Annotated in this window: 4 protein-coding genes; 1 reads left to right on the top strand and 3 read right to left on the bottom strand. The window is 44.7% G+C overall.

The window, feature by feature from the left end; genetic code table 11:
- Positions 1 to 13 precede the first annotated feature (13 nt).
- The 3 genes from ACJ751_RS15785 to ACJ751_RS15775 form a co-directional block, all read right to left on the bottom strand.
- Complete coding sequence (locus ACJ751_RS15785; protein WP_407746464.1) at positions 14 to 1,189, bottom strand: threonine synthase; 1,176 nt, start codon at positions 1,187 to 1,189, stop codon at positions 14 to 16.
- Between the two features lie 66 nt (positions 1,190 to 1,255).
- Positions 1,256 to 2,164 carry a LysR substrate-binding domain-containing protein gene (locus ACJ751_RS15780; protein ID WP_407746463.1) on the bottom strand — a complete coding sequence of 303 codons (909 nt, stop codon included), beginning with the start codon at positions 2,162 to 2,164 and terminating at the stop codon, positions 1,256 to 1,258.
- A gap of 93 nt (positions 2,165 to 2,257) precedes the next feature.
- On the bottom strand, positions 2,258 to 3,088 hold the full coding sequence (locus tag ACJ751_RS15775; protein ID WP_407746462.1) for a universal stress protein: 831 nt from the start codon (positions 3,086 to 3,088) through the stop codon (positions 2,258 to 2,260).
- Positions 3,089 to 3,335: 247 nt separating this feature from the next.
- Here ACJ751_RS15775 and ACJ751_RS15770 point away from each other — a divergent pair.
- The coding region (locus tag ACJ751_RS15770) for a glycoside hydrolase family 20 zincin-like fold domain-containing protein (protein WP_407746461.1) at positions 3,336 to 3,845 on the top strand (510 nt) is incomplete at its 3' end.

Genomic DNA, 3,845 nt, shown 5'->3' with positions numbered 1-3,845 from the left:
CCTTGTCCGTCCATTAAAGAATATTTTCAAGGTATTTATAGCCGGAACCTGTATTTAGTAATAGTATTCTCTCCGCCCGTTGAACTGTTCCTTCCTTCACCAGTTGTAACAATCCTTTCCATAAAGCGCCGCCTTCGGGGGCAATGATCAATCCTTCTTTACTGGCAATTTCTTTAACAGCAGCAAGCATATCATCATCGCTTACTGCCAGTGGTTGGCCTTTTGATTCGCGCAGCGCTGTCAACATCATGTCTTCGGCAAACGGATTCGGCACTGCCAGTCCGTTAGCCAGTGAAGGTTGACCTATATAATTTTTCGCATTGGGTTGTAAGCCTTTCCAGGTTTGTACTACGGGCTGACAATTCTCTGCTTGTATGGCATACAGACGCGGGAGTTTTTCACCGATCCAGCCCATTTGTTGCATTTCTTTAAACGCCTTCCACATGCCAATCAATCCGGTGCCGCCACCAGTGGGATACAGGATCACATCGGGTAATGTCCAGTTGAATTGCTCGGCTATTTCATACCCCATAGTCTTCTTGCCTTCCAGGCGATAAGGTTCTTTCATGGTTGAAATATCGAAGCAATTGATGGATTCTTTCAGCTGGGCAACTTTTTTAGCGCAATCGCTGATGAGCCCATCCACCAGTATCAGTTCTGCGCCGTATAACTCACACTCATCTTTAAACACCTGTGGGGTATGACGCGGCATTACCACAATGGCTTTTATATCTGCTTTGGCGCAATAGGCAGCCAGCGCGCCACCGGCATTACCTGCAGTTGGAATAATACAGGTATGAAAACCAAATTCCTTTGCTTTGGAAACAGCTGCACTTAACCCTCTTGCTTTAAAGGAACCCGTGGGGTTTTTTGATTCATCCTTTAAAAACAAGTTCGGTAATTCGTAAGCTGATTGTAAGCGTTTTAGTTCAAGAATGGGAGTCATACCTTCGCCCAGGCTCACAATATTCTCTTCTTCAAAAACGGGTAATACTTCTTTATATCGCCACATGGTGGCTTCCCGCTTATACAGCACCGTTTTATCAGGTACTTCGGCCAGATTGTATTGAGCTGCCAATGGCTTGTTACAGCAGGTTGAAAAAGTTTGCGGCTCAAAGGCACTGTATGTTTGTCCGCACTGCGAACAGGTCAGTTGTGTTAAGGAGGTAAGTGTGTGTACTGTTTTCATTGCAAATGTATAACGATGTAAAAGTAATGACCACTTGCAAGGAAAACGATACCGATTGCTTATATGCTATAACTTTTTGTTATAATGACTGGTAGCCAGTTTTATAAAGAGTTGATTGATACGGTCTGCTTCGGATCCGCGGCGTTGCATAAAATAAAAGGAACGATTGATTGACAAACCAGGAATGGTCAACCGAACCAGTTCGCCATTTTTTAGTTGTCGCGCTACGGAGCGTAAAGGTAAAAAGCCCAGACAGGTATCGTCGAGCAGGAAATTCTTCAGCGCTTCGGTGCCCCCTAAAACAATTTTATGTTGCAGGTCTGCTATGCTGAGTTTACATTTTTGTAAAGCTTCTGTTACAGCCGATAAAGTACCCGATCCTCTTTCGCGTAAGGCTACCGGTATGGTCTTTAACTCATCAGGTGAAATGTTTTTTTTCTTCACCAGGCTGCTTTTTGCACTGCACACCGGTATTACTTCATCTGTTAAAAAGAACTGGTATTTTACCGAAGTGATGGTATTGCGGCCTTCGGTAATGGCCAGGTCAATTTCATGATCGAGCAGGGCCTTTAAAATGTTTTCTGAGTTGCGGTTTACCAGCTTCAGGTCAATATTGGGGTATTGCTGGTGAAAGGCTGAAAAAACGGGGGGGATAACGTATAAAGAAATGGTGGTGCTGGTTCCCAGTGTAAACGATCCTTTGGCCAGTTGCAGGTCTTTTTGGATACTTATGTCAAACTCCAGCTGGCGTTGCAGTTCGCGGCCTTTTATCACGTATTCAAGCAGGATTTTTCCTTCGCTGGTGAGTGACACACTATTGCCTTTGCGCTCGAACAAACTGATCTTATAATGTTTTTCGAGCGACTGAATGTGTTTGGTAATGGCCGGCTGGCTGATGTACAGGATATCGGCAGCTCTGGAAAAGCTGAGGTGGGTGGCTACCTCAAAGAATACTTCGTGACTGTAACTAAGCACTGTTATTAAGTTATTGAATAACTCATGAACCAACAAACTTAAAAAAGGCGCAACCTTACCGGTTACGCCTTTTCGAGATCATTTAAACGAACTTTATTCATGGATCGCTACAATTGGTACGTGACTGTGATAGGCCAGTTTTTTGGTATGGCTGGTCTTGAACAGACTGGGAACAAATGACCGGTCTTTTGGCACAATAAAGATCAGATCGATATTTCTATCATCAACAAACTGGCTGATGGCGTCAAAGAAATCATACTGCCTGATGAAAGAAAACTCAGGTTTATAATCCTTGAACATGGTTTCCAGTTTTCTTCTTTCCGCCTTGTATTCATCGGTCAGTTCTACATAGTGTTCACTATCTACGTTCACGATATGCAGAACTGGTTTAAACAGGTCGAGGGTGGCGCGTACTGGCGCTACCGGAATAGTAGTTTCTACCTCTTTAAAGTCGCTGGCGAGCACAACATTTTTAATGGTGCGGTATTTTGCATCCGGAGGAACGATCAATACCGGGCAAACGCCTTCCTTGGCCATATCGAGGGTATTGCTACCCATAAAGATCTGTTCGAGGCGGGTGGCGCCGGTAATACCCATTACTACCATGTCAATGGCCTGGTGGCGTACATAGCGCGTTAAGGTTTCCACCAGGGAAGAACCTTTTTCCATTGCAAACTCGATGGGCGCCTGTGGCGCTACCGCCAGCAATTCTTCTTTTAACTGGCCCAGGGCCTGTGATAATATAACCCGGCGATCATCATCGTCCTCGGTAAGTGGCGTACCATCTGAACCACCTGTAATCTTATCAGACACATGAATTAATATGATCTTGGCATTTTGAATGTCTGCGGCCATTTGCGCAGCAAACATAGCTGCGTTCTTTGATGTGTCGGAGAAGTCAGTAGGTACAAGCAATTTCTTCATGTGTATTTGATTGTTTTTGGGAAGTTACAAATTAATGATCATTCAATAAAGAGGATCAATCGTTTGCAAAAAATTTCTACTATATGAGTGGCAAAATTGCATAAATTCGGCAATCGACAGGCGGCAGTCGGCAATCGGCAATCGTGAATAGCTCGCGAGTATTGAGATCAATGACCAATCTTGCACCGCCGGAAATTCATTGCCGATTGACGATTGCCGATTCACGAATAAATCCTCAAAGAGTAATATGAAACAAATCAGCCTGTTATTTGCCAGTTTCTGGATGGTTGCTATTGCCGTATCTCAAACCGCTTCAGACATCTCGATCATTCCTCAGCCGGTTTCCCTTGAAAAAAAGGCGGCCCGCTTTGTTCTTAATAATCAAACCAAAATAGTGGCCGATGCTAAAAATACCGATGTGCAACGCGTTGCCGGTTATTTTACCAGCCAGGTAAAAAAAGCCACCGGTTTTACCCTGGCGCCGGCAGCGCCGGCGGTTAAAGCCAATGTAATCAGTTTTACCCTGAACCGCAATGCCGATAAAAATATAGGAAAAGAAGGTTATACGATTGATGTAACTGCTGCCGGGGTGCGGGTTTCTGCCAACGACCCTGCCGGCTTGTTTTATGCGGTGCAAACTTTGATCCAACTACTTCCCAAAGAAATAGAAAGCAAGTCGGTGGTAAAGAAAACCGCCTGGGTTATTCCCGGCGTGCATATTACCGATTACCCACGTTTTGCCTGGCGGGGTCTGATG

The organism is Niastella sp., from assembly GCF_045805085.1.
Lineage (GTDB): Bacteria > Bacteroidota > Bacteroidia > Chitinophagales > Chitinophagaceae > Niastella.
This window is presented reverse-complemented; position numbering and strand designations above follow the sequence as displayed.